At 69.9% G+C, this 24,977-nt stretch carries 22 protein-coding genes; 15 read left to right on the forward strand and 7 right to left on the reverse strand.

Features of this window, described 5'->3' with window-relative positions; all coding sequences use genetic code 11:
* Nucleotides 1-3 precede the first annotated feature (3 nt).
* The 3 genes from OG984_RS05615 (at nucleotide 4) to OG984_RS05625 (ending at nucleotide 4,338) form a co-directional block, all read left to right on the forward strand.
* Complete coding sequence (locus OG984_RS05615) at nucleotides 4-1,173, forward strand: CaiB/BaiF CoA transferase family protein (protein WP_328530652.1); 1,170 nt, start codon at nucleotides 4-6, stop codon at nucleotides 1,171-1,173.
* 40 nt (nucleotides 1,174-1,213) lie between these two features.
* Nucleotides 1,214-2,713 (forward strand): MFS transporter, encoded by a 1,500-nt coding sequence (locus OG984_RS05620; protein WP_328530653.1) that lies wholly within the window; start codon nucleotides 1,214-1,216, stop codon nucleotides 2,711-2,713.
* A gap of 89 nt (nucleotides 2,714-2,802) precedes the next feature.
* The gene (locus OG984_RS05625; RefSeq protein ID WP_328530654.1) at nucleotides 2,803-4,338 is read left to right on the forward strand and encodes a glycoside hydrolase family 13 protein; all 1,536 of its coding nucleotides are present in this window, start codon (nucleotides 2,803-2,805) and stop codon (nucleotides 4,336-4,338) included.
* 7 nt (nucleotides 4,339-4,345) lie between these two features.
* Here OG984_RS05625 and OG984_RS05630 read toward each other — a convergent pair whose 3' ends face one another.
* The gene (locus OG984_RS05630; protein ID WP_328530655.1) at nucleotides 4,346-6,013 is read right to left on the reverse strand and encodes an alpha-glucosidase; all 1,668 of its coding nucleotides are present in this window, start codon (nucleotides 6,011-6,013) and stop codon (nucleotides 4,346-4,348) included.
* A gap of 114 nt (nucleotides 6,014-6,127) precedes the next feature.
* Here OG984_RS05630 and OG984_RS05635 point away from each other — a divergent pair, with 114 nt between their 5' ends.
* The 3 genes from OG984_RS05635 (at nucleotide 6,128) to OG984_RS05645 (ending at nucleotide 9,167) form a co-directional block, all read left to right on the forward strand.
* Nucleotides 6,128-6,607 carry an OsmC family protein gene (locus OG984_RS05635; RefSeq protein ID WP_328530656.1) on the forward strand — a complete coding sequence of 160 codons (480 nt, stop codon included), beginning with the start codon at nucleotides 6,128-6,130 and terminating at the stop codon, nucleotides 6,605-6,607.
* 51 nt (nucleotides 6,608-6,658) lie between these two features.
* On the forward strand, nucleotides 6,659-8,365 hold the full coding sequence (locus tag OG984_RS05640; RefSeq protein ID WP_328530657.1) for an AMP-binding protein: 1,707 nt from the start codon (nucleotides 6,659-6,661) through the stop codon (nucleotides 8,363-8,365).
* Nucleotides 8,366-8,492: 127 nt separating this feature from the next.
* Nucleotides 8,493-9,167, forward strand: a complete 675-nt coding sequence (locus OG984_RS05645; protein WP_328530658.1) for a hypothetical protein — start codon at nucleotides 8,493-8,495, stop codon at nucleotides 9,165-9,167.
* Here OG984_RS05645 and OG984_RS05650 read toward each other — a convergent pair.
* From OG984_RS05650 to OG984_RS05660, 3 genes are read right to left on the reverse strand one after another with little or no spacing between them, the layout of a single operon-like run.
* Nucleotides 9,136-9,915 (reverse strand): thioesterase family protein, encoded by a 780-nt coding sequence (locus OG984_RS05650; RefSeq protein ID WP_328530659.1) that lies wholly within the window; start codon nucleotides 9,913-9,915, stop codon nucleotides 9,136-9,138. The two genes, OG984_RS05645 and OG984_RS05650, sit on opposite strands and share 32 nt — an antisense overlap.
* On the reverse strand, nucleotides 9,912-11,540 hold the full coding sequence (locus tag OG984_RS05655) for an AMP-binding protein (protein ID WP_328530660.1): 1,629 nt from the start codon (nucleotides 11,538-11,540) through the stop codon (nucleotides 9,912-9,914). Before OG984_RS05655 ends, OG984_RS05650 begins: the two co-directional genes overlap by 4 nt.
* Nucleotides 11,541-11,594: 54 nt before the next feature.
* Nucleotides 11,595-12,911 (reverse strand): MFS transporter, encoded by a 1,317-nt coding sequence (locus OG984_RS05660; protein ID WP_328530661.1) that lies wholly within the window; start codon nucleotides 12,909-12,911, stop codon nucleotides 11,595-11,597.
* A 135-nt stretch (nucleotides 12,912-13,046) separates the two neighbouring features.
* On the opposite strand from OG984_RS05660, the gene OG984_RS05665 reads away from it, so the two are divergent.
* The 5 genes from OG984_RS05665 (at nucleotide 13,047) to OG984_RS05685 (ending at nucleotide 18,570) form a co-directional block, all read left to right on the forward strand.
* Nucleotides 13,047-13,940: a helix-turn-helix transcriptional regulator gene (locus OG984_RS05665; RefSeq protein ID WP_328530662.1), complete on the forward strand. Its 894-nt coding sequence runs from the start codon at nucleotides 13,047-13,049 to the stop codon at nucleotides 13,938-13,940.
* A 54-nt stretch (nucleotides 13,941-13,994) separates the two neighbouring features.
* Nucleotides 13,995-14,930 carry a helix-turn-helix domain-containing protein gene (locus tag OG984_RS05670; protein WP_328530663.1) on the forward strand — a complete coding sequence of 312 codons (936 nt, stop codon included), beginning with the start codon at nucleotides 13,995-13,997 and terminating at the stop codon, nucleotides 14,928-14,930.
* Between the two features lie 117 nt (nucleotides 14,931-15,047).
* A complete protein-coding gene (locus OG984_RS05675; protein WP_328530664.1) occupies nucleotides 15,048-17,462 on the forward strand; it encodes a molybdopterin cofactor-binding domain-containing protein in 2,415 nt (804 codons plus the stop codon).
* 14 nt (nucleotides 17,463-17,476) lie between these two features.
* Nucleotides 17,477-17,959, forward strand: a complete 483-nt coding sequence (locus OG984_RS05680; RefSeq protein ID WP_328530665.1) for a (2Fe-2S)-binding protein — start codon at nucleotides 17,477-17,479, stop codon at nucleotides 17,957-17,959.
* A gap of 32 nt (nucleotides 17,960-17,991) precedes the next feature.
* A complete protein-coding gene (locus OG984_RS05685; protein WP_328530666.1) occupies nucleotides 17,992-18,570 on the forward strand; it encodes a flavoprotein in 579 nt (192 codons plus the stop codon).
* Here OG984_RS05685 and OG984_RS05690 read toward each other — a convergent pair.
* Nucleotides 18,554-18,754, reverse strand: coding sequence for a hypothetical protein (locus tag OG984_RS05690; protein ID WP_328530667.1), 201 nt, complete (start codon nucleotides 18,752-18,754; stop codon nucleotides 18,554-18,556). The genes OG984_RS05685 and OG984_RS05690 overlap by 17 nt on opposite strands.
* Nucleotides 18,755-18,892: 138 nt before the next feature.
* Between OG984_RS05690 and OG984_RS05695 the strand changes: the two genes are divergently transcribed.
* Together OG984_RS05695 and OG984_RS05700 are read left to right on the forward strand one after the other, a co-directional pair.
* Complete coding sequence (locus OG984_RS05695; RefSeq protein ID WP_328530668.1) at nucleotides 18,893-19,408, forward strand: DUF1269 domain-containing protein; 516 nt, start codon at nucleotides 18,893-18,895, stop codon at nucleotides 19,406-19,408.
* 2 nt (nucleotides 19,409-19,410) lie between these two features.
* Complete coding sequence (locus OG984_RS05700; protein WP_328530669.1) at nucleotides 19,411-19,869, forward strand: DUF6069 family protein; 459 nt, start codon at nucleotides 19,411-19,413, stop codon at nucleotides 19,867-19,869.
* A gap of 16 nt (nucleotides 19,870-19,885) precedes the next feature.
* Here the strand turns inward: OG984_RS05700 and OG984_RS05705 are convergent, their stop codons facing one another.
* Nucleotides 19,886-22,360 (reverse strand): LuxR C-terminal-related transcriptional regulator, encoded by a 2,475-nt coding sequence (locus OG984_RS05705; protein WP_328530670.1) that lies wholly within the window; start codon nucleotides 22,358-22,360, stop codon nucleotides 19,886-19,888.
* 339 nt (nucleotides 22,361-22,699) lie between these two features.
* On the opposite strand from OG984_RS05705, the gene OG984_RS05710 reads away from it, so the two are divergent.
* Nucleotides 22,700-23,824: an AI-2E family transporter gene (locus OG984_RS05710; protein ID WP_328530671.1), complete on the forward strand. Its 1,125-nt coding sequence runs from the start codon at nucleotides 22,700-22,702 to the stop codon at nucleotides 23,822-23,824.
* On the opposite strand, the gene OG984_RS05715 is transcribed toward OG984_RS05710, so the two are convergent.
* A complete protein-coding gene (locus OG984_RS05715) occupies nucleotides 23,771-23,971 on the reverse strand; it encodes a hypothetical protein (protein WP_328530672.1) in 201 nt (66 codons plus the stop codon). The genes OG984_RS05710 and OG984_RS05715 overlap by 54 nt on opposite strands.
* A gap of 149 nt (nucleotides 23,972-24,120) precedes the next feature.
* Between OG984_RS05715 and OG984_RS05720 the strand changes: the two genes are divergently transcribed.
* Nucleotides 24,121-24,960 (forward strand): YhjD/YihY/BrkB family envelope integrity protein, encoded by an 840-nt coding sequence (locus tag OG984_RS05720; protein WP_328530673.1) that lies wholly within the window; start codon nucleotides 24,121-24,123, stop codon nucleotides 24,958-24,960.
* The last annotated feature ends 17 nt before the right edge of the window (nucleotides 24,961-24,977 follow it).

The raw sequence follows: 24,977 nt of genomic DNA on the forward strand, positions 1-24,977 counted from the left end.
CGCATGCGTGGACCGCTCGACGACGTCGTCGTCCTCGACCTCTCCCGCGCCCTGGCCGGGCCGCACGCCGCGATGATGATGGGCGACCTCGGCGCCCGCGTGATCAAGGTGGAGGCGCCCGGGCACGGCGACGACACCCGGGGCTGGGGCCCACCGTTCGTGGGGGAGGAGGGGCAGCGGGAGGCGACGTACTTCCTCTCGGCCAACCGCAACAAGGAGTCGATCACCCTCGACCTCAAGGCCACCGACGACAAGGACGTGCTGCTGCGCCTGGTCGACCGTGCCGACGTGCTCATCGAGAACTTCCGCACCGGGGTGCTCGACCGGCTCGGGCTCGGCATCGACGAGCTCCAGGCCCGCAACCCCCGCCTCGTGGTGCTCTCGATCACCGGGTTCGGTCACGACGGCCCCGAGGGCGGGCGGTCCGGCTACGACCAGATCGCGCAGGGCGAGGCCGGGCTGATGTCGCTCACCGGCTCAGGTCCCGACGACCCGCAGCGGGTCGGCACCCCGATCGCGGACCTGCTGGCCGGGATGTACGGCGCCTACGGTGCGCTCGCCGCTCTGCACGAGCGGGACCGCACCGGCCGCGGCACCGTCGTCCGCACCTCGCTGCTCTCCGCGGTCGTCGGCGTGCACGGGTTCCAGGGGACCCGCTGGACGGTGGCCGGCGAGGTCGGCCGAGCGCAGGGCAACCATCACCCGAGCATCTCGCCGTACGGTCTGTTCCGCTGTGCCGACGGGACCGTGCAGATCGCGGTGGGCAGCGAGGGGCTGTGGCGGCGGTTCTGCACCGCCTTCGACATCTCGCCCGACCTGGAGGGGATGGCCACCAACCCGGAGCGGGCGGCCAACCGGGAGAAGGTCGTGGAGCTGGTCGAGGCGCTGTTCGCGCCGTGGCCTGCCGAGGAGCTGCTCGCCAAGCTCGCCGAGGCCGGTGTCCCGGCCGGCAAGGTGCGCACGCTGGACGAGGTCTACGCCTGGGAGCAGACCGCCAGCCAGGGTCTGCTGATCGACGTCGACCACTCGACGCTCGGCCATCTCACCCTGCCCGGGCCGCCGCTGCGGTTCTTCACCGAGGGAGCGGAGGTGACCCCCACCGGCCACGCGGCTCCGCCCACGCTCGACCAGCACGGCCCCGAACTGCGTACGTGGGTGGCGGATCAGCCCTGAATCGGAGGAGGGGAGCGCCTGACTGGGATACTCCAGGATCATGGACGACTCTCGTGACGGCGCTCCTCTCCGGCTGGGTAGTGCCCAGGGCCGCTGGGTGCTGGCGACCACGGTGCTCGGCTCCGGCCTGGCGATGCTCGACTCGACCGTCGTCAACGTGGCCCTCGGCCGGATCGGGGAGGATCTCGACGCGGGTTTCTCGGGTCTGCAGTGGACGGTGAACGCCTACACGCTGAGTCTGGCGGCGCTGATCCTCCTCGGTGGCTCGCTCGGTGACCGCTTCGGCCGGCGCCGGGTGTTCCTCGTCGGCGTGGTGTGGTTCGCGGCCGCGTCGCTGCTGTGCGGGCTGGCGCCCGACATCGATCTGCTGATCGCGGCGCGCGGGCTGCAGGGGGTCGGCGGCGCCCTGCTGACACCGGGGAGCCTGGCGATCATCGCCGCCTCGTTCCATGCCGAGGACCGGTCTGCCGCCGTAGGCGCCTGGTCGGGTCTCAGCGGCATCGCAGCGGCGATCGGTCCGCTCGTCGGCGGCTGGCTGGTCGAGGTCGACTGGCGGCTGGTCTTCCTCATCAACGTGCCGGTCGCGGTGCTCATCGTGATCGTCGCCATCCGCCACGTACCGGAGAGCCGTGACCCGGATGCCGGTGGCCGGCTCGACCTGGCCGGGACGGTTCTTGCCGCGGCCGGGCTGGGAGCGCTCACGTTCGGGCTGACCCGGGCGGGCGAGGTCGGGTTCGCCGGGACCGTGGCGGCGACCGCCGCGGTCGGGATCGCCTGCCTGGTGGCCTTCGTGGTCGTCGAGGCCCGCTCGACCCATCCGCTGGTCCCGCTCGAGCTGTTCCGCAACGCCCAGTTCAGCGCGGCCAACGCGGTCACGCTCCTCGTCTACGCGGCGCTCGGCGTGATCTTCGTGCTGCTCGTCCTGCAGCTCCAGGTCGTCAGCGGCTGGTCGCCGCTCGCCGCGGGATCCGCACTGCTCCCCGTCACGGTGGTGATGCTGCTCTTCTCCTCGCGCGCGGGCGCCCTGGCGCAGCGCGTCGGCCCGCGCCTGCCGATGACCGTCGGGCCGGTGCTCGCAGCGGGTGGGGTCCTCTGGATGGGGAGGATCGGCCCGGAGGCGTCGTACGTCGCGGACGTGCTCGCACCCGTCCTGCTCTTCGCCACCGGGCTCACGCTGCTGGTCGCGCCGCTGACCGCCACCGTGCTCGACGCGGCCGACGACCGGCACGCCGGTATCGCCTCGGGCGTCAACAACGCGGTCGCCAGGACCGCCGGGCTGCTGGCCGTGGCCGTGGTCCCGGCCGCGGTCGGGATCGCCGGCGACGACTACACGAACCCGAGCGCCTTCGACGACGGGTACGGGATGGCGATGATCCTCAACGCCGGCCTGCTGCTCCTCGGCGCGGTGCTCGCGGCGGTGTTCGTGCGACGACCGCTCGCGGCCGAAGCGGAGCCCGACGAGCACCGCGTGCACATCGAGACGTGCGCGCACTGCGGCGTCACCGGGACGCAGCTCCACCCCGCCGACCACGACCACTGAGAGCGGCCGAACGGACCCCGAGCGAGGGCATGACCTGAGCGACATCCGGTTACCGGGCTTCCGTGGATTCTCCGTGGTGGCGTGAGGCCGTGACGTACCAGATATATCCGCGCTCGTTCGCAGATGCGGACGGGGACGGCACCGGCGACCTCGCGGGTATCACCTCGCGGCTGGACCATCTGGCGGGCCTCGGTGTGGACGCGATCTGGCTCTCGCCGTTCTATCCCTCGCCGCAGATCGACTACGGCTACGACGTCACCGACGCCCGCGGGGTGGACCCGCTCTTCGGGTCGCTCTCCGACGCCGAGGACCTGCTCACCAAGGCGCACGAGGTGGGCCTGAAGGTGATCATCGACCTGATCCCCAACCACACCTCCTCGGACCACCCGTGGTTCGGCGAGGCACTCTCGGCGGGACCCGGGTCTCCGGAGCGCGATCGCTACATCTTCCGCGACGGTCGAGGAGACGGCGGCGAGGAGCCGCCGACCAACTGGCAGTCGGTCTTCGGCGGGTCGGCATGGACCCGCGTCGAGGACGGACAGTGGTACCTCCACATGTTCGCCGAGGAGGAACCCGACCTGAACTGGCGCCATCCCGAGGTGGCCGAGGAGTTCCGCTCCGTGCTGCGGTGGTGGCTGGACCGTGGTGTCGACGGGTTCCGCGTCGACGTCGCCCACGGCCTGGTCAAGGCGCTGCGCGACCAGCAGGTCCCCGAAGGGATGTCCCCGAACTCCGACCCGGCGGTGATGTACGACAGCGGGATCGAGGACGACCCGATGTGGGACCACCCGGACGTCCACGGGGTCTACCGCGACTGGCACGACCTCATCTCGTCCTACCCCGGGGAGCGGATGCTGATCGCCGAGGCGTGGACCCAGGGTCCGGCGAACCTGCGGGGCTACCTGCGCACCGACGAGTTCGAGCAGGCGTTCAACTTCCAGTGGCTGCAGGCGCACTGGTCGGCGCGCGAGTTCATGGACGCGATCATGTCCACGCTAGAGGCGCTGAGTCCCTCCCGTGCCTGGCCGACGTGGGTGCTCTCCAACCACGACGCGGTGCGACACCGGACCCGCTACGGCGACGGCGCCCAGGCCCTCGCGCGCGCCCGCGCGGCGACCCTGACGATGCTGGCCCTGCCCGGGTCGGCGTACCTCTACCAGGGCGAGGAGCTCGGGCTGCCACACGTGGAGCTTCCCCCGGAGCACCAGCAGGATCCCTGGGCCGCGGGTGGGAACGGCCGTGACGGCTGCCGGGTGCCGCTGCCGTGGAGCGGTGATGCTCCGCCCTTCGGATTCGGTCCCGGTGACGGACAGCCCTGGCTGCCGCAGCCGGTCCAGTGGGCTGAGCTGACCGTGGCCGCGCAGACCGGCCGACCCGGGTCGACCCTGGAGTTCTACCGGTCGGCGCTCGCGGCCCGCCGCCGCTACGCCCGGGGGAGCGAGGTGAGCTTCCTCGACCTGCCCGACGACGTCATCGGGTTCCGGCGCGGCCGGCTGACCGCCGTCATCAACTGCGGTGCGGTGCCCACGCCGCTGCCTCCTGGCGAGGTCGTCATCTGCAGCGGCGAGCCGGTCGGCGCCGAGCTGCCGCCGGACACCGCGGTCTGGTTGCTCGGCGACGACTGAGCCCGGCTCAGCGGCGGTAGACCCGCGACTCCCACGGTGCCATCACCGGACCGTGGCCGGTCCCGAGCACGAGCTCGCCCCGGCACTCGTCGGCGAGCTCGCCCAGATCGGCCTCGTCGCCGCTGAAGTTGGCGAGCACCGTCACCTGCCCGCTCTCGTGGCGACGGCGGAAGGCGAAGAGCTGCGGATGGCTCTCGGTCAGCAGGCTGAAGTCGCCGTCGACCACGGCGGGGTCCTCGTGCCGCAGCTGGATCAGCCGGCGATAGTGCGAGAGCACCGAGTCCGGGTCCTCGCGCTGTGCGGCGACGTTGATCTCGGTGTGGTTCGGGTTGACGGCGAGCCAGGGCTTCCCGGTGGTGAACCCGGCGCCGGGAGAGTCGTCCCACTGCATCGGCGTACGTCCGTTGTCGCGAGACATCGCCCGCAGTGAGCGCATCACGTCCTCGTGCTCCAGGCCGGCGGCGATCGCCTCGTGGTAGTAGTTCACCGCTTCCACGTCGTCGAACTCGTCGATGGAGGCGAACGGGTAGTTCGTCATACCGATCTCGTCGCCCTGGTAGACGAACGGGGTGCCCCGCTGCAGGTGCAGCACGGTCGCGAGCAGCTTGGCCGACTCGGTGTGCCAGCGGCCGTCGTCGCCGTACCGTGACACCACGCGCGGCTGGTCGTGGTTGTCCCAGTAGAGACTGTTCCAGCCCACGTCGGCCAAGCCGGTCTGCCAGGCCGCGAGCCGGTCGCGGAGGCGACCGAGGTCGAAGGGGCGTACGTCCCATTTGAAGGTGCCGTGGTCGATCTCGACGTGCTCGTAGTGCAGGACCATGTCGAGCTCACGGCGTGCCGGATCGGTGTACTTGCGGCCTTCCTCGACGGTCGTCTCGCCGGTCTCCCCGACGAGCAGCAGATCGCGGTCGTAGTGGTCGAAGACCTCCCGGTGCATCTCGGCGAGGAACTCGTGGACGCGCGGCCCGTCGATCACCGACCTGCGCATGTTGCCGTAGCGCTGCCCCGGCAGCACCGGCGCCTCCGGCAGCTCGGGGTCCTTGGAGATCAGGTTCACCACGTCCATCCGGAAGCCGTCGACCCCTCGGTCGAGCCACCAACGCATGACCTCGTACACCGCCTGCCTGACCTCGGGGTTCTCCCAGTTCAGATCCGGCTGCTTCCTGGTGAACAGGTGGAGGTAGGAGGCGGCCCTGCCCTCGCTGTAGGTCCAGGCCGGCCCGGAGAAGAACGAGCCCCAGTTGTTGGGCTCCTCGCGCCACCAGTACCAGTCACGCTTCGGGCTCTCCGGGCTCATGGTCGAGTCCACGAACCAGGGATGCTCGTCGGAGGTGTGGTTCGCGACGAGATCCATCACCAGCTTCATCCCGCGCTCATGGAGCTCGGCGATCAGCGCGTCCAGCTCCGCGAGCGTTCCGTACGTCGGGTCGACATCGTGATAGTCGCTGACGTCGTAGCCGTTGTCGGCCATCGGCGAGGGGTAGACCGGCGAGATCCACAGCACGTCGACCCCGAGGCACTCGAGGTGGTCGAGCCGCTCCCGGATCCCACGCAGGTCGCCCACGCCGTCACCGTTCCCGTCGGCGAAGCTGCGCGGGTAGACCTGGTAGACGACGGCGGAACGCCACCACCCCGGCCCGGTGCGACCAGCGGGTTCGGTGAGGTTCGAAGGCATCCTGGTTTCCTCCTGATGAGGGGACAACGGTCCCTGCGAGCGGTAACCGGGTCGGGCGCCGCGCATACACGCCGCGCATACGCGCCGCGCTCGGGCGGCGGCTAGCGTGTGCGCATGGCACTGACGCACGACTACACGGTCTCGGTGGAGTGGACGGGCAACCGTGGCACCGGGACGAGCGGCTACCGCGACTACGCCCGCGACCACGTCGTACGCATCGACGGGCTGCCCGACATCCTCGGCTCCGCCGATCCGACGTTCCGTGGCGACGCGAGCCGGCACAACCCCGAGCAGCTGCTGCTGGCCTCTCTGGCGCAGTGCCACATGCTCTCCTACCTGCACCAGGCGGTGAAGGTCGGTGTGGTCGTCCTCGACTACCACGACGCCGCCACCGCGACCATGGAGACGCAGGGGAGCGGCGGCCGCTTCACCCGCGCCGTGCTCCACCCCGTCGTCACCGTCGCCGACGAGTCCATGATCGAGGCCGCCACCGCCGCGCATCACCAGGCCCACCTGGACTGCTTCATCGCGAGCAGCGTGAACTTCCCGGTCGAGACCGAGCCCACCGTCATCGTCGGGGGACTGAATCGGTAGCCCCCTCTTCCGGGGGTAGGGCGGGCGCGGACTCGCCACGAAGATGCCGTCATGACGAGTACGACGACTTCGACGGATGCCCTGCTTGCCGCCCGGGATGCGCTGATCGCCCAGCGTGTCGACTACACCGCGGCGGTCGACACCTTCCGCTGGCCCGACGTCGGCGAGACCTTCAACTTCGCCCACGACTGGTTCGACCCGATGGCCCGGGGCAACGACGCGCCGGGGCTGATCATCGCGGAGCCGGACGGGTCACGTGCTGCGTACTCCTTCGACGAGCTGGCGCGTCGCTCGGACGCGGTGGCTCGCTACCTGCGGCGGCTCGGGGTCGGGCGCGGCGACAGCGTGGTCGTCATGCTCGGCAACCAGGTCGAGCTGTGGGAGACGATGCTGGCGGCGATGAAGCTCGGTGCGGTGCTGATGCCGACGACGACCGCGGTGGGCACCGCCGAGCTGGTGGATCGGCTCGCCCGGGGCCGGGCGAAGGCGGTGGTATGCAACGCCGATGACACCGGCAAGTTCGACGGCGTCCCCGGCGACTACGTCCGGATCAGCGTAGGGGAGCAGGAGGGCTGGCACGGGTACGCCGCGGCCGCCGCGGAGAGCCAGGAGCCGCTCGAGCATCCCGGCAACGCCACGAGCGACGCGCTGCTGCTCTACTTCACCAGCGGCACCACGAGCCGGCCGAAGCTGGTCGAGCACACGCACTACACCTACCCGGTCGGACACCTGTCGACCATGTACTGGCTCGGTCTGCGCCCCGGCGACGTGCACATGAACATCTCCAGCCCCGGCTGGGCCAAGCACGCCTGGTCGAACTTCTTCGCGCCGTGGCTCGCGGGAGCGACGGTCTTCGTGCTCAACTACGCGCGCTTCGAGGCGGCCACGCTGCTGCAGCGGATCCGGGAGGAGCACGTCACCAGCATGTGCGCCCCGCCGACGGTGTGGCGGATGCTGATCCAGGCCGACCTCAGCGGTGGCTGCGGCTCGCTGCGCGAGGCGATCAGCGCGGGGGAGCCGCTCAATCCCGAGGTGATCAGCCAAGTACGCCAGGCCTGGGGACTGACCATCCGCGACGGCTTCGGGCAGACCGAGATGACCGCGACGGTCGCCAACAGCCCGGGCCAGCCGGTCCGGCCGGGCTCGATGGGACGCCCGCTTCCTGGCGTACCCGTCGTGCTGGTCGACCCGATCGAGGGCACCGTGATCGAGGGGCCGGGGGAGGGAGAGCTGTGCCTCGACCTCTCCGCGCGCCCGGCCACCCTGATGACCGCCTACCGCGACGACGAGAAGCGCACCGCCGATGCGATGCGCGGCGGCTTCTTCCACACCGGCGACGTCGCCAGCCGCGACGCGGACGGCTACATCACCTACGTCGGTCGCATCGACGACGTCTTCAAGGCCTCCGACTACAAGGTCTCGCCGTTCGAGCTGGAGTCGGTTCTGATCGAGCACCCCGCGGTGGCCGAGGCCGCGGTCGTCCCCGCCCCGGACCCGGTGCGGCTCGCTGTGCCCAAGGCGTACGTCTCCCTCACCGCCGGCAACGAGCCGACGGCAGAGACGGCCCGGGCCATCCTCGAGTTCGCTCGCGACCACCTGCCGCCCTACCTGCGGGTGCGTCGCCTGGAGTTCTACGACCTCCCGAAGACGATCTCGGGCAAGATCCGCCGCGTCGAGCTCCGGGTGCGTGAGCAGGACGTGGTCGACGAGCGGCCGCCGGGTGAGCACCGCTACGAGGACTTCTTCCCGCGCAGCTAGCGCTGGGGCCGCCGGACGAATCCGACCGAGATCTCGGGATCAAGGCCACGGAACCGAGGGCGGAGGGCACCCTGGCCCGGGACCAGCGACCTTGTGGCCACCGTCGTGGCGGCGAAACGATCGAGGGATGACGGAAGAAGCAGCCGGTTTGCACCGGTCGGGGTGGCCGAGGAGCGACGTGGTCGTCCTGCTGGACCTCGGTGCGAAGGTGCTGCTCCTGCTGTTCCTCGTGCGTGTCGGCGTCGACCCGACCTGGGGCAACCTGGAGGGGAAGGCCCCGGTCGCCCGGGCCCTCCTCTATCCGCTGCCTGCGTTCGTCATACCGCTCATCTGGCTGGTGCGCCGCCCAGAGGCCCCCTTCCCCTGGGCGGCCGACCTGCTCATCTCGTCGGCCTGCTTCAACGACATCCTCGGCAACCGTCTGGATCTCTACGACACCGTCGTGTGGTTCGACGACCTCAGCCACTTCGCCGCGACGGCGCAGTTCAGTGCCGCGGCTGTCCTGCTCACCCTGCGGCGTGGCACCTTTCGACAGGCGCTCGAGCGTGCCGTGTCCGTGGGGATGACGATCGCGCTGGGCTGGGAGGTGTTCGAGTACCTCTCGTTCGTCACCAGATCCGCCGAGCACACCGGGGCCTACCGCGACACCATCGGCGATCTGACGCTCGGGTGGCTCGGCACGGTCGCCGCGGCCGCAGCCGTCGCGGCGTACTGGCACCTCACCTCACCCCCGGGGACGCGCCCCGGCCCGCTGCCAGGAGACGACACCGTCACGGACGCACGGTCAGGCACTGGGTACTGACGCCGAAGGCGCCGCGCTCGTCATGGAGCACGCTGGTGGTCACGCCGGCACCGCCGGGACCGAAGGAGACGGTCGTGTCGAGCCCCAGCCAGCCGTCGACCGGGGCACGGAACAGGTGCGCGGTCAGGTCGAGGTTGGGGAAGCTGACGTCCTTCGGGTCGACCCGGACGGCGACACCGTTGGTGATGTCGAGCAGCCCGGCGACCTGCGCGAGCCGGCTTACCTCCTCGTCGGCGACGAGCGGATGAGGCGTACGCACCCAGGACTGCGCCCGCCCCGGGCCGAGGTCGTGACGGCGCACCTCGACGGAGGCGATGAAGCCTCCGTCCCACAGCGAGGTCATGTCCCAGGCCGGCACTGTGTCCGGTGGGGGCATGGTCACGTGATGGGTGCCCGAGAGATCGCCGGTCGGGTAGCCGGCGGTCAGCCAGGTGCGGAGCAGCACGACCGGCCGGCCGCCGTGGCAGGCGCGCGCCTCGACGAGCTCGATCGTGCGGCCGGCCCGGAGCACGGCGACCTCGACGTCGACCGGCTCGAGCGGGATCGTGCCGAGGATGTCGTAGCTGATCCGAGAGATCTGGACTCCGTCGTCGCGGCGGGCGTCGCGGTCCCGTTCAACCTCGTGCGCGAGCACGCCGAGCAGGGTGGCGATGTGCTGGGTGTCCAGGTCCCAGGCGCCGCCGACGTGCTCGGTCGGGGTGAGCGTGCGTGGGCCGGTGCGGTGCCAATAGGCCATGCGGCGGCTCACAGGCCGAGCAGCGCGACGCTCTGCTCGCGCATGTCGATCTTGCGGACCTTGCCGGTCACCGTCATCGGGAACTCGTCGACGATGAGCACGTAGCGCGGCGACTTGTAGTGCGCGAGCTTGCCGTCGGCGAAGGCCCGGACGGCGGCGGCGTCCAGCGGCTCGGCGCCGGGGCGCATCCGGATCCAGGCGCAGAGCTCCTCGCCGTACCTCTCGTCCGGCACACCCACGACCTGGGCCTCGGCGATGTCGGGGTGGGTGAAGAGGAACTCCTCGATCTCGCGGGGGTAGATGTTCTCCCCGCCGCGGATGACCATGTCCTTGATCCGGCCGACGACCACGCAGTAGCCGTCCTCGCGCATGACGGCCAGGTCGCCGGTGTGCATCCAGCCGTCGGCGTCGATCGCCTCGGCGGTCTTGGTGTCGTCGTCCCAGTAGCCGAGCATCACCGAGTAGCCGCGGGTGCAGAACTCGCCCGCCGTGCCACGGGGGACCACCTCGCCGGTGGCGGGGTCGACGATCTTGATCTCGACGTGCGGCGCGGCCCGGCCGATCGTCTCGGTGCGCCGCTCGAGGTCGTCGTCGGTGCGGGTCTGACAGGAGACCGGAGAGGTCTCGGTCATCCCGTACGCGATCGCGACCTCGCTCATGTGCATCTCGCTGACGCACCGCTTCATGACCTCGATCGGGCACAGCGCACCGGCCATGATCCCGGTGCGCAGGGTCGAGAGGTCGAACGAGGCGAATCCCGGGTCGTCCTGCATCGCGATGAACATCGTCGGCACACCGTACAACGCGGTGCACCGCTCGTCCTGGACCGTCTGCAGGGTCGTACGCGGGTCGAAGCCAGGGCCGGGGATGACCATGGTCGCGCCGTGGGTGGTGCAGCCGAGGTTCGCCATCACCATGCCGAAGCAGTGGTAGAAGGGCACCGGGATGCAGAGCCGGTCCTCCTCGGTGAAGTGGATCGTCTCGGTGACGAAGAAGCCGTTGTTGAGGATGTTGCGGTGCGACAGCGTGGCGCCCTTCGGGAAGCCCATGGTCCCGGAGGTGTACTGGATGTTGATGGCGTCGTTCGGGTCGAGGGTGTAGTCGACATGGTCGGCCAGCCGCTCGCCACGGCCTGCGGCGAGCAGGGCGTCCCATTCCGGCGTACCCAGGAAGACGGTCTTCTCCAGCGCGCCGCAGTCGGCCTCGACCTCGCCGACGAGCTTGACGTAGTCGCTGGACTTGAAGGCGGTGGCGCTGATCAGAAGGCGCACGCCGGACTGGTTGAGCGCGTAGGCGAGCTCGTGGGTGCGGTAGGCCGGGTTGATGTTGACCAGGATCGCGCCGATCTTCGCGGTGGCGAACTGGACCATCGTCCACTCGGCGCAGTTGGGAGCCCAGATGCCGACGCGGTCACCCTTGCCGATACCCGCCTTGCGGAGGCCGACCGCGAGGGCGTCGACATCCGCGTTCAACGAGGCGTAGGTCCAGCGTCGTCCGGTGGCGATCTCGACGAGCGCCTCACGCTCTCCGTGGCGGGCGACGGTGCGTTCGAAGTTGGCTCCGATCGTCTCCTCGAGCAGCGGAACGTCGATGTCGCCACGGGCCGACGATGCGGTGATGGATGAGGTCTCGGTCATGCCGCGAGCATGACCGAGACCGTGGTGTCCGCCACACCCCCGAAGGAGGGTGGATCAGGCCGGCGCCGGCTCCGCGTCGAGCTCCACGCGGCTGGTCTCCTTGGCGACCAGCAGGCAGACGACGCTCAGCACGGCCAGAGCGGTGAGGAAGTACGCGATCCCGTCGGTGCCCCACCGGGCCAGCAGGTCCTCCGCGATGACCAGCGGTACGGCGCCGCCGAGGATGCCGGCGATGTTGTAGCCCAGCCCGGCGCCGGTGTAGCGGTACTTCGCCTGGAACGTCTCGGGCAGGAACGCCGCGATCGGACCGTAGTTGAGGCCGAGCACGCAGAGCAGCAGGCTGTTGCCGAGCGCGAAGCTCGCGAAGCTGCCCGGCTGCATGACGCCGAACGCCAGCGGACCGGCCACGATGCCGAAGGCCGCACCCAGGAGCAGCACCGTGCGGCGGCCGAGCACGTCGGAGAGCCAGGCGGAGAGGATGACCGTCACGCTCATCGCGAACGCGGCGACGATGACCCCGAGCAGAGCCTGGGTCATGCTCAGGCCGAGGGTGCCGACCGCGTGGGCGACCATGAAGCTGGCGCCGGTGTAGAAGGCACCGAAGACGATCGCCATGATGCCGCCGCCGAGCAGCACCTGGCGCCACTGGTCGCGGATGCAGCCGACGAACGGCAGCGCGCTGCGCGTGCCGGCGGACTGCACCTTCTTGAACGAGGGCGTCTCGGCGATGTTCAGCCGCACCCAGAGGCCGACGCCGATCAGGACGGCGCTGGCCAGGAACGGGATCCGCCAGCCCCAGGCCGCGAAGGCGTCGGGCTCCATCAGGCGGAAGGTGGTCAGCATCGCCCCGGCGGCGATGATCAGGCCCAGGCTGGGACCGAGCTGCGGGAACATGCTGTAGCGCCCGCGCTGGCCGTGGGCGGCGTACTCCGTGGTGAGGAGGGCGGCGCCGGCCCACTCACCACCGAGCGCGATGCCCTGCAGCGCACGCAGCACCACCAGGATCACCACGGCGCTCTTGCCGATCGACTCCACGCTCGGGATGAGCCCGATCGCGAACGTCGAGGATCCCATGATCAGCAGCGTGGTGATCAGCGTCGCCTTGCGGCCGATCCGGTCACCGTAGTGGCCGAACAAGATCGCGCCGAGTGGGCGGAAGACGAACGCGACGCCGAAGGTCGCGATCGAGGCCAGGGTGCCCTCCGGACCGCCCATGGACGGGAAGAAGATGGCGTTGAAGACGAGCGCTGCGGCGAGCCCGTAGATGAGGAAGTCGTAGAACTCGATGGTGGTGCCGGTCAGTGACGCCGTCGCGACGCGGCGCATGGTGCGCCCGTCGACCTCGGCTCGGTTAGCCGCGATTTGGGCCATGATCGTGCCTCCTACTCGGATTGGTGAACCGAGTGTGGGACGGTCGCCACATGTCCGATACCCCCGGACGAGTGCCCTCGAAGGAGGGGGTCTGCCTCTTGTTGCCTGTGATGGCCGTCACTTACGCTCAACGTCATGAGCACCCCCGCGATCGCCCCTGAGGCGCCGTACGACGGGTCCCGGATCGCCCAGACGCTGGCCTCCTTCCGGGCCGCGTCGGGGCTGGACCTCGCCTTCGGAGGTCCGGTCCGCGGCGACGGCACAGCCATCGACATCACCGCGACCTGCGGCGCGAAGGGCGTCTCCCTGCGCGGCCTGCGGGTCGTCAACGGGGAGGGCTTGGGCGGGAAGACCCTGCAGACCCGCCAGCCCGGCTCCGTCGACCACTACTACACGGCGCGAGGGATCACCCATCTCTACGACACCGCGGTGGCGCAGGAGCAGATCCAGACCGTCGCGGCCCTGCCGATCCTGGTCGACCGGAGCCCACGGATGCTCATCTACCTCGCCTCCCGGTCGCGACTCGGACTCGGCGGCGTCTGGTTCGACGGGCTGCGCCCGCTGATCCGCACCCTCGAGCGCGAGATCCTGATCGACGACGAGGTCCGCAACCGGCTCTCCCGGCTGGCCCCTACGCCGGCTCCTGCCTCGAGCTCGGTCGAGGCCGCGGCTGCGGCGAAGCGCGACCTCGCCGAACGCCGGGAGATGGCCGCCGAGCTCACCGATCTGGCCGGCCAGGTGATGGACCCCGAGGTACGCAGCCGCCTGGAGGCCATGGTGCTGCGTCTCACCGCCGTGCCGGGGGAGAGGCGCCCGGCCCAGCTGGTCCCTGCCGTGCGCCTGGCCGCGCGCGAGATCGACGTCCTGCGCCAGGTGGCGCTCGGGAACAGCAACCGGGAGGCCGCCGAGGCCCTCGGCATCGTCGAGAGCACCGTGAAGTCCTACCTCAAGAGCGCGACCCGCAAGCTCAACGCCAACAACCGGGTCCACGCCGTCCGGATGGCCCGCGAGGCCGGCCTGATCGACTGACCCCGCCCTCCTACGGGGGTACCGCCCGATGCGCCGGGTGCGCAGTATCTCGGCATGACGCATGGGGACTCGGGCGGAGTGTCGGAGAGGTGGCGTACCGCGCTCGCGGACGCCTTCTCAGGACTGCAGGCGGAGCGGTTGCCACCCGGGCAGCAGGTGCTGCCCGGCCCGTTGGCCGGGGCGATCGAGCACGCGAGCCTGGGTCGCGTCGACGCGTTCCGGGTCGGCGGCACCCCGCAGGTCGTACGCCGCACCCGCCGCTCCCTCGCCGACGTACCCGACGAGCCGTTCAAGGTGTGCATCCAGCGCCGGGGCCGGTCCGTCGTACGGCAGGGCGGCACCGAGCTCGTCCTGAGGCCGGGGGACATCGCGATCTACGACACCAGCCGCCCCTACGAGCTGCGTTTCGACGAAGCGTGGGAGTGTCTCGCGATGACGCTCCCGCGCCGCGCGCTTGCGGCACCCGGTCCCGCGGTCGAGCGGTCGATGGCGCACGGCTGGACCTCGACCGACGGCCGAACCGGCGTACTCGGGCATCTGCTGGGGAGCGCCGTGCGTCAGGTTCCGCAGGCCGGGGGAGCGACACATCTGGGCGAGGCGGCGATCCAGCTGCTCTCGAGCCTGGTCGGCGGTGAGGATCTGGTCGACCCGGGAGAGGCGCTCCGGACCCGAGTCATCGCCCACCTGGAGGCCCACGCCTCCGATCCGGATCTGAGCCATGACGCGGTGGCGGCCGCCCACGGGCTCTCGCCCCGGAGCCTCCACCGGCTCTTCGAGGGCCAGCCGCTCTCGGCGATGGCGCATCTGCGGGAGTTCCGTCTGCTGGCGATCCGGGACGCTCTGGTCGACCCGGCCCATGCCTCGCGATCGACCGCGACGATAGCGAGTCGCTGGGGATTTCCCGACCCGTCGCACTTCGCCCGCACCTTCCGGTCCCGGTTCGGAGTCACGCCGGGCGCGCTCCGTAAAGGCTCCCTGACCTCGGTGTGAGCCGATCGCGCGAGCTGGCGCGGAAAGTCAACGAAGTTGGCGTTCCAGGGCGACACAGGTGTGACGCGCCACACATAACGTGACCAGGACCCGACCGGACCAACGGAGGAAACCGCCTTGTCAACACATCCCGAGACGTCATCAGGCCTGTCGGTATCGGGCCTTGCCGACCACGAGATCGGCCGCCGCCGTTTTGTCGGCTACCTCCTGGCCGCAGCGACCGTCACCGGCGCGGCCCAGCTCGGCATCGGCCTCGGCACCCCGGCGGCGGCGGTCGTGCCCGGGGTCCCGCAGCCGGCCGATCTCTACGATCTCAACGACCTGCTGACCGATGCCGCTCGCCCCACGGCGAACCTGATCCAGGTCGTCGTCGAGAAGGACGGCACCGCGTCGTTCGAGCTGCCCCGCGCGGAGGTCGGCCAGGGCATCACCACCTCGATCGCGATGCTGATCGCCGAGGAGCTCGATCTGCCGCTCAGCAAGGTGAACGTGACCTTGTCGAAGGCGCGGCCCGAGCTGATCTGGAACCAGATGACCGGCGGCTCCAACACGATCCATGCGATGTACACGCCCGTACGCGTGGCCGCCGCCATCGCCCGCGGCGCGCTGCTCGACGCCGCGGCGATCGCGCTCGCCCAGCCTCACGACACCCTCTCCGTCTACGAAGGCGTGATCTCCGCCCCCGGGGGCGCCTCGATCTCCTACGGCGAGCTGGCCACCTCGGCGGCGGCCCTGGTGACGAAGGTCGTCGACGTCGACCTCAAGCCGAAGTCCGACTTCGCGGTGATCGGCACCCCGCGGCGCCGCAAGGACGCCCTGGACGCGGTCACCGGGAAGAAGCAGTTCGCGATGGACCTCGACGTGCCCGACGCACTGCCCGCGATGGTCTGCCGCGCCCCCGAGCACAACGGCACGGTGCGCTCCGTCCGCAACAAGGCGGCCGTCGAGGCGATGCCGGGCGTGACCCACGTCGTCACGATCCCGACCGGGGTGGCCGTACGCGCCGGCACCTTCGGTCAGTGCATCAACGCCGTCCGTGCCCTCGACGTCGAGTGGAACCCCGGCACCGTGAGCGGCAGGTCGGACGCCGACGTCCTCGAGGAGCTGCGCGGCATCCAGCGCCCGATGCTGGTGCCGGACGTCGAGGAGCTCCTCGGCACGGTGACCGACGTGGTCGGCGTCACCGGCGGGCTGACCGGCGGTTTGACCGCGGCCGACGTCAAGACGCACGACACCGACTTCGTCTTCTACACCCGCAGCGGCTCGCCGCTGGAGACCAACTGTGCCGTGGCCGACGTCCGCGCCGACAAGGCGGCGATCTGGGCCGGCTCGAAGACGCCGATCGTGGCCGCTGAGAGCATCGCGCTCGAGCTCGGTCTTCCGCCGACGGCCGTGACGTTCAACGTGGTCGAGTCCGGCGGTTCCTTCGGCCGCAAGCTCTTCTGGGACGCCGCCCTGGAGGCGGCCCTGGTCTCGCAGAAGTGCCAGGCGCCGGTCCGGCTGATGTGGCATCGCGCCGACGAGCCCCGCCAGGGCCGCAACCACCCGATGGCGACGTCGCGGGTGCGTGCGGTCTGGGCGGGGGACAACATCCTCTCCGTCGAGCAGCAGCACACCTGCACCGCCACCGACTACCGCCACGGCTTCGGCGAGATCCTGACCTCGTCCGCCATCTCTCTCCCCGCCGGGGTGAGCAACCTGGGCGTCTCGGAGACCATCTTCGTGACCTCGCAGCAGGTGCCCTACGACTTCGGCGTCACCACTCAGGGCCTCATGGAGACGACCAGCAAGGCGATCAACTCCGGCGCCGTGCGCAACGTCTACTCGCCCGACGTCCGCACGGCCCTCGAGCTGACGATCGACCAGGTCGCCAAGAAGATGCGGCTGAACCCGGTCGAGTTCCGGCTCAAGTACGCCAAGGAGGACCGCCTGCGCCGCGTCATCAAGCAGGTGGCCGCGGCCGGAAACTGGGGCAGGTCGATGCCCGCCGGCACGGCCCAGGGCATCGCGGTCCACCAGGAGTACAAGGGCTACTCCGCCTGCCTGGTCGAGATCGACTGCCGCCCCGAGACCGTCGGCCGGAAGGTCTACAACGCCGTCACCGGCCCCCGGGTCACCAAGGTCACCTTCGCCATCGACTGCGGCGAGGTGATCAACCCCAAGGGCGTCGAGGCGCAGATGCAGGGCGGGATCATGGACGGCATCGCGCTCGCGCTGACCGCCAGCACTCATCTGGAGGACGGCCACTACCTCGAGGCCAGCTGGGACAACTACTTCTACACCCGCCAGTGGAACACCCCGCCCGACGTACGCGTCTTCGTCATGGACCCGGTCACCGACATCCCCGGCGGTGCGGGGGAGGCCGGGGTCGCGGCCTCGTTCGCGGCGGTGGCCTGCGCCTACGCCCGGGCGACGGGCACCACGCCGACCTCCTTCCCGATCAACCACCACGACCCGATCTCGTTCGAGGTGAAGTCGTTCGTCCCGCCCGTGCCCGCCTCGCCGACCGACGGCCTCAGCTACACCTACTGAACAGGGGAAAGAGCATGCCCAACTACACCTTCAAGCTCAACGGGGAGAAGGTCACGGTCGACGTCGAGGACAGCGAGCGCCTGCTGTGGGTCCTGCGTGACGTGCTCGGCGTGCGTGGCCCCAAGTACGGCTGCGGGATCAACGTGTGCAAGGCCTGTACGTCGCACATCAACGGCAAGGCGTTCAACCCCTGCGCCACCCCGATCAGCGCCCTCGACGAGGACGACGAGGTGACCACGATCGAGGGCCTGGCCGACACCGTCCCCGGCGACGGCCTGCACCCGATGCAGGAGGCCTGGCTCGACGCCGACGTCGCCCAGTGCGGCTACTGCCAGCCCGGCCAGATCATGGCCGCGGTCGCGACGGTCAACAAGGCCCACGCCGAGGGTCGTTCGGTCACCGACGCCGACATCGACGAGATCCGCAACATCTGCCGCTGCGGCACCTACGTCCGGATCCGGGAGGCGATCAAGGCCGGCGCGGGCAAGATTGGCTGAATCCGCGGGCCCTGGTCACGTACGCTCACGGGGTGGCCATCGTCGGAGTCATCGCCTGCGCCGCAGCCGGTGTGGAGCAGCTCTGCGACGAGCTGGTCACCCCGTTGCGTGTCGCCGGTCACCAGGTGCCGGTGACCCTGACGCCGACGGCGTTCAGCTGGCTCAGCGCGAACGGGGAGGCCGAGCGCATCGAGGCCGCCACCGGCTTCCCTGTTCGCGGGCCGAGCCGTCTCCCGTGGGAGCCACGCACCCACCCGGCCCAGCTCGACGTCATCGTCGTGGCGCCGGCGACCTTCAACAGCACCGCCAAGATCGCCCTCGGCCTTGCCGACAATCAGGCCCTGACGGTCGTCACCGAGAGCCTTGCGACCGTCCCCGTCGTGCTCTTCCCGCTCATCAACGCCGCCCACGCGGAGCATCCCGCCTGGGCCTCCCACATGGCCGCGCTCCGCGCCGCCGGCGTACACCTCATCGAGGGTCCCGACCTCTGGCCCCTCCACCCTCCCCGTCAGATGCCCGCGGACCAGGCCCTGCCGTGGCAGGCGATCTTCGATGCCGCTCAGCGGGCGGCACGTCATCGGCGGCCGCCGGGGCTCAGTCGGGGATGGTGATGACCTCGATCACATTGATGTCAAGGGCCTGCAGGGCGTGCAGGATGCCCTGCAACGCCTCTTGGTCGGGCACCTCGCCGGCGAGGGTCGACTCCTGATGATGCGCCTGAGCGGCCAACTGGGGGAACGCGCTCTGAAGCTCTCGGGCGAGCTCACCGTTCACCCTGATCATCACCCTCGTCATGGTCCACCTCGACTGCTCACGCGCAGCACGGTACGAATCATCCAGGCCCGGCAGCTCGCCGAATTCGGGTGAGGCGAGGAGCCCGGTCCGCCGGGATGGTCGGTGAGGAGCCGATGCCGACGACAGCAAGGACTGGTGATGGCGAGCCTGACCGCATGGGTCTACGACCGGATCATGGGCGCCGCAGACGCCGAGGTCTGGCTCACCGACCTGCAGGATCGTGGGGCGCTCACCGTGCACGACGCGATCACGCTCACCTGGTTCCCTGGTGCGGAGGAGCCGCAGATCGGCCACCTCCGCCACCGTACGGCCGGTGCCGCAGCCAAGGGCTCGCTGCTCGGTGGCCTTCTCGGGATCCTCGTGCTCAATCCGGTCGCGGGCGCCGTTGTAGGGGCGGCATCCGCGGCTGCGGTTCAACGGCTGAGGCAGGCCGGCATCGGCGACCAGGTCCTCGCCGATGTCACTGAGCACCTCGGGCCGGGCAAGTCCGCACTCGTGGTGCTGAGCAGCGACGGTGACCCGGATGCCGTCACCGCGGCGATGAAGCACGGTGACCCCACGCTCGTCTACGCCGAGCTGGACGACGAGCTCGCCGAGGACCTCGAGGAGATCTTCCGCACCGAGACCGCAGAGCCGACTGACGACGGAGACTGACCATGGTGATGAACCGACCGCCCTCCCCACGACTGCGGCCCGCCGTCGACACCGGCCGGCTCTGGGCGGGGGGCGCCGCCGCTGCAGTCGTGGCCGCCCTGCTCGCGGTGGCCGGCATCGTGATCGCCCGAGGCATCTTCGACGTTCCCATCCTCGCGCCCGAGGGCGACGGGGTCTGGGGAGACGCCTCGACGTGGTGGTATGCCACCTGGGCCGCGATCGCCGGGCTGCTGGCCACAGCTGTCGCACATGTGTTGGCGGTGACAACGCCGCAGCCGCAGACCTTCTTCGGATGGATCGTCGGCCTGGCCACCGTCATCGCGGCGCTGTGGCCGTTCACGTCCGAGGCGGGTCTGGACACCAAGCTCGTCACGATGCTGATCAACCTGGTGATCGGGATCGCCATCGGCTCCCTGGTTTCGGCCGTGGCTCGGAGCGCAAGCGTCCCGGATATCCGATGACGAGTCGTGGGTGGTGTCAGATCAGTCCCCGCTCGCGTGCTTCACGCACCGCCGCTGACCGTGTGTTCACGCCGAGCTTCTGGTAGATCGAGCGTACGTGCGTCTTCACGGTGTTCTCGCTGACCCCTTCGGCGGCCGCGATCTCTGGGATCGTGAGCCGCGAGGGGAGGTCATGGAGCACGTCGATCTCGCGGGCGCTCAACAGCGTGCCGATGAGCCGGATGGGGCGCTCCTCCGGCTCGTCGTGGTAGGCGAGCAGTGCCGCGACGAAGTCCTCGGCGGGCCCGAACCGTGAGCGGTTCGCCGAGACCAGCCGCTCCAGATGCGGCCACAGGTCGATGAACGGCCGGCGGAAGTTGTTGGGGACCGCCCACTCGAGAGCCTTCCTGAGCGCGTCGAAGGCACGGACGTCGTTGCCCACCGCCGACTCCAGGGAAGCGGCCAGCACCTGCGCGTAGACGAGGGTCGTCGGTGCATGCGCCGGGCAGGTGCCGTCGAGCACCGGCTCGAGCGCGGTCAGCGCGTCGCGCGTCCGCCCGGATGCGGCGAGGATCTGCGCGTCCGGGATCGTGCACTCGGCGCTTCCCGGCATCTGGTCGCGCACGCGGGCCGCGATCTCCCGCGCCCAGCTCTCGTTGCCGGTGGCGAGGGCCATCCTGACCTCTTGAGGCGTGGCGGCACTGGTCGCCGCAGGAGAGACGTGCTGGGCGGCCTCGAGCTGCCAGATCCGCCGGAAGGCCTCGACAGCAGCGGCGCGCTCCGGGCCGGTCGTGGCCTCGAAGGTCGCCAGGGCGTGCATGCCGCGTATGCCGAGCCCGACCTCGGCGTCGCTCACCCCCTCCAGCGCTCGCATGCCGAGCTCGGCGTACTCCAGCTGTGCCTGGCCTTGTCCGGTCAGGAATGCGGTCCATGCGGCCACCAGGTAGGAGGGGGCGAGCCTCGGCGAGTCCCGCCATCCGTGCTGGGTGGCGAACGCGATGGCCTGGTCGGACCAGTCGAGGGCGGCGTGGAAGTCACACATCGCGCTGGTCATCCCGGACAGCTGCGACATGGTCTCGAGCACGACCTGGTCGTAGTGACGACTGCGGGCCAGCACGAGTGCCTGCTCGAGGTCGTCGATGGCTCCGAGGTAGTCGCCGGTGCGCATCCGAGCGGGCCCGCGCTGGGCGAGCAGGACCAGGTTGACGTCGCCGTCTCCCGTCTTGGCGACATCGAGGATCGCGCTGTCCTGCAGGGCAGCGATGACGTCGCCTCCGGCGAGGGCACGCTGGACGACGGCCGCGGCGTGCATCGCGGCGTACGTCGGTTCGAGCGGCGGATCACCGGTCGGCACCGCGCCCAGAGCGTCGTCGGCAGCGGCGAGGTCGTTGGCATCGAGTGCTGCCAGGGCGGCAATGATCGTGACCCGATGGTCGGCGACGGACGCATCGCGGGACGCGATGGCTGCGCGCACGACATCGCCGCGTCCGGACAGCACCATCTGGAGCCCTACTCCGACGATCAGGTCGTCGAGCAGGTCCATGTCCCCGGCGAACTCCGCATGCCGGAGCGCGGCCGCGGGTTCGCCGTGGGCTGCGAGCCAGACAGCGGTGGCCCGATGCTGGCGTGCCGGTGCCTCGACGTCGCGCCGGGACAGAGCAGCGAGCAAGCAGGTCCGCAGCAGGGCGTGGTAGCGGTACCACGTCGAGTCGCCCGACTGGCTGACGAGCGCGTTCGCCGCGCACAGCCGGTCGAGCAGAGTGCCGGCGTCGGGCCTGCCCGACAGGTGGGCAGCAAGGTCGATCGAGAGGTGCTGGGGCGCACAGGTCGCATAGAGGAACTCGGCCAGCTCCGGGTCGAGCCGGTGGACGACCTCTGCCAAGACGTACTCGATCACTGTGCGGACATCGCCGTCGAAAGACGAGACGACCTCGGCGGGGTCGGCATCGCCGGCGGTGGCCGCGACCACCGCCATCCGGAGCGCGGCGGCCCAACCCTCGGTCACGCCGACGAGATGGGAGATCGCGTCCGGCGTCATCGATAGGCCGCCGGACGCGAACAGCTCCAGCGCCTCCTCATCGGTGAAGGCGAGGTCCTTGTCGCGTACGTCCGTAAGCTCCCCGTCGAGCCGCAGCCGATGAAGCGGGAGCGACGGCTCGGACCGGCACGCCATCACCAGCCCCACCTCGGGCGGCAACTCGGCAAGGAGGACCTCGAGCCCATGCAGCACCTGGTCGTCATGGAGCAGATGTACGTCGTCCAGCACGATCCAGCGCACACCGGCGATCAAGAGCGAGTCGACGATCTTCGCGACGAACCTCGGTTCGGTCCCCTGCGGGGGTGGGGTCAGGCCGTCGAGCTGCTCGGTCCTCCCTGGCAGCCCGGCCCGCAGGAGGGACTCGATCAACGCGGACCAGAACTCGTAAGGCTTGTCGTCCTGCTCCTGCAGGGACAACCAGGCCACCGGTTCTCCGCGGGCAGCGGCGCGGGTGGCCCAATCGGCCGCGAGCATGCTCTTTCCGTAGCCCGCGGGAGCACAGATCAGCGTGAAGTGGCACCGCCCGACGGCATCCTCGACCAACCGATCCCGCCTGATGAACCCTGACTGCACGCGCGGAACACACAGCCTCCTCGGCGTCACGTACGCGCGAGAACCAGCGCCCACCATCCGCAAACTTTCGCTCTTCTCGTCGCCGAGACGCCACTGTCGGGAACCATCCAATCAGCGACTCTTCGGCAAGATGAGGATCCGAATGACCCATATACCTAACCGGGGGTACGCGCAGACGGGTGGTCGCGCTCACCCCTAACGGGTGATACAGCCAAGTCGTACGGGCTAAAGCATGGAGCCGTGAGCCCCAGGACACAGAACCGGGTAGAGCCGGCCACGAGCTGGTCACCGCCGTTCCGGGTCCTGGCGGTCCTGCTGGGATCGGCCGCGGTGGTGATCCTCGTAGCCGGGCTCCAGGCAGCCAATGGCATCCTCGGACCGCTGTTCCTCGCGATGGTGCTGACCATTGTCGTCCATCCCGCGCGGAACTGGCTGGCGCGGCGACTCCCGTCCGGCGTCGCCACTGCTCTCTCCATCATCGTGGTCGTCCTCGGGGTCGTAGGCCTCGGGGTGTGCGTGCTGCTGGCGGTGGCCCGATTCGGCACCCTGCTGGGCGCTTACGGCGATGCGGCCAAGGAGCATGTCCAGGACCTGACCCACTGGCTCACCGAGATCGGCATCGGCGCGGACGAGGTGCGTGCGATCGTCGGCTCGTTCGACCCCTCGAATCTGCTGTCCCTGGTCTCGGGTGCTCTCGACGGCATGTTCGGACTGCTGTCCACCATGGTCTTCATCCTGGCGCTGTGCCTGTTCATGGCCATCGACGCGACGGCTCTGCCCCGGCAGCTCGCCTCGATCGGTAGCCGCCGCCCAGGCCTCGTAGGTGCCTTGTCCTCGTTCGCGGTCGGAACTCGTCGCTACCTGCTGGTCTCGACGGTCTTCGGCCTGATCGTCGCCGCCCTCGACACGCTTGCCCTCTATCTGTTGGACGTACCGGCGCCGTTGGTGTGGGGCCTGCTTGCGTTCCTCACCAACTACATCCCGAACATCGGTTTCGTGATCGGTCTGCTACCACCGGCGATCCTCGCGCTGCTGGATGCGGACGTCACGCTGATGCTGGCGGTCATCGCTGTGTACTGCTTCCTGAACGTGGTCATCCAGTCGGTGATCCAGCCAAAGATCGTCGGTGAGGCGGTGGGGCTCTCGGCGACGCTGACGTTCCTGTCCCTGATCTTCTGGTCGTGGATCATGGGCCCGATCGGTGCTGTGATGGCAGTACCGTTCACCCTTTTCGTGCGAGCGGTCTTCGTGGAGGCCGACCCGGCCAAGCGCTGGCTGATGCCGCTCATCGCGGGAAGTGCCCCGGTGGAGCTACTCGGGGATCGTGACGACCTCGATGACGTCGACGCCGAGGGTGCTCAGTAGGTCCAGCACAGCCTGCAGCTCCTTCGCGTCGGCCAGGTCGCCGACCAGCGTCGTCGTCGCCGGCTGTGTGGCCCGGGTCAGGTGCGGGAACGTCTCGAGGACGTCGTCCGACACCGACGAGCCGACCCGGATGAGGATCCGGGTCATGAGCGCTTATCGCCGATCAGGTGTCCGTTCACGTTGGCTCCAGAGGGTGGCCTGGGACGGTGGTCTGATCAGCCTAGGCGGCTCGATGCCCGGCGCGGTCACCGGAAATGGGCGATGGTGAGCGGGCGACTCCAGGGAACACTGCTCACGTGAACGTGGCTGCTCTGCGGGGTCGGGTGGACACCTTGGTCGCCCACATACCTCTGCTGCGGAACCTCGGCACAGAGATCATCCGGATCGAGTTCGTCGACCGCAGCATGCTGATCGCCGCCCAGTCGCTCTTGGCCATGGTGCCCATGCTGGTCGTCCTCGCGGCGTTCCTGCCCCACCTCATCGGGACGGCGCTGGAACAGGTCTCACAGGTCACCGGTTTCGGCGACGAGGCCGTCCGCCAGGTGGCCGGGGAGGTCGACCTGGACCAGGTACGTTCCGAGACCGGCGCCGTCGGCCTGGCTATCACGATCGTGTCGGCGACGTCCTTCGGTCGCGCCGTACAGCGGATGTTCGAGCGGGTCTGGGAGCGGGAGCATGTCGGAGGCCTGCGGGGCGCCGGTCGGTGCTTTCTCTGGGTGGGCACGTGGCTGGGGTGTCTCGGTGTGGTCAACGCAGTCGTCAACCTGCTCACCGACCCAGGGGACGCACTCCGACCCTTGCTCCAGATCGTGGGAGCGAGCGCCGTGTGGTGGGGGAGCAGCTGGGTGCTGCTGTTCGGGCGCGTCCGAGGGTGGCTGCTGCTCCCGGGGGCGGTGCTGACCGGCCTTGTGCAGGTCCTCTACGGCCTGGGATCGGCATGGTTCATGCCTGCCTACGTCGAGTCGAACGCCGAGCAGTTCGGCATGTTGGGTGTGATCCTCGCGCTCTCGACCTGGCTGATCGGCTTCGGCGGCATCATCGTCGGCGGCGCGCTGCTCGGCCGGCTGCTCGTCGAGGACCCGGTCATCGTCCGGACCGTGCTACGGGCGCGCACGGTTCTCACCCGGAGCAGGTGATGCCTGAGAAGGTGGTC

It is taken from the genome of Nocardioides sp. NBC_00368, assembly GCF_036090055.1.
GTDB lineage: Bacteria > Actinomycetota > Actinomycetes > Propionibacteriales > Nocardioidaceae > Nocardioides.